Source organism: Streptococcus sp. ELY_125 (genome assembly GCF_058314535.1).
Genome location: NZ_JBZFUM010000048.1, coordinates 1 through 580 on the forward strand (window position 1 = coordinate 1; position 580 = coordinate 580).

Genomic DNA, 580 nt, shown 5'->3' on the forward strand with positions numbered 1-580 from the left:
CCAGGAGATCCAGACAATCCCAATAATAACTACATCAAACCGCACAAGGTCAATAAAAATGAAAATGGCACCGTGATTGACGGCAAGACCGTCCTGGCTGGTTCAACCAATTTCTACGAATTGACATGGGATCTGGATCAATACAAGGGCGATAAGTCTTCCCCAGATACCATTCAAAAAGGATTCTTCTATGTAGACGATTATCCAGAAGAAGCTTTAACCTTGCGTCCAGAATTGGTAAAAATTACCGATGCTAAAGGCCAGGCTGTTGAAGGGATTAGTGTCGCTGATTATGCCAGCCTTGAGGCGGCCCCAGAAAACGTTCGGACTATGCTTCAAGCAGCTAAGATCACACCAAAAGGAGCCTTCCAGCTCTTTACAGCGGATGATCCGCAAGCCTTCTATGAGGCCTATGTGGTTAAAGGGATTGATCTGACCCTTGTGAGTCCTATGACGGTTAAGGCTGAGATGGGTCAAACAGGCGGTTCCTATGAGAACAAGGCCTACCAGATTGACTTTGGCAATGGCTATGAGTCCAATATTGTGGTCAATAACGTGCCTAAGGTGGATCCTAAGAAGG

General features: G+C 46.0%; 1 protein-coding gene. It reads left to right on the forward strand.

What is annotated here, in order from left to right; all coding sequences use genetic code 11:
* Window positions 1–580 (forward strand): SspB-related isopeptide-forming adhesin (locus tag AC4HAL_RS10995; protein ID WP_491094188.1); only part of this gene is annotated, 580 nt, incomplete at both ends.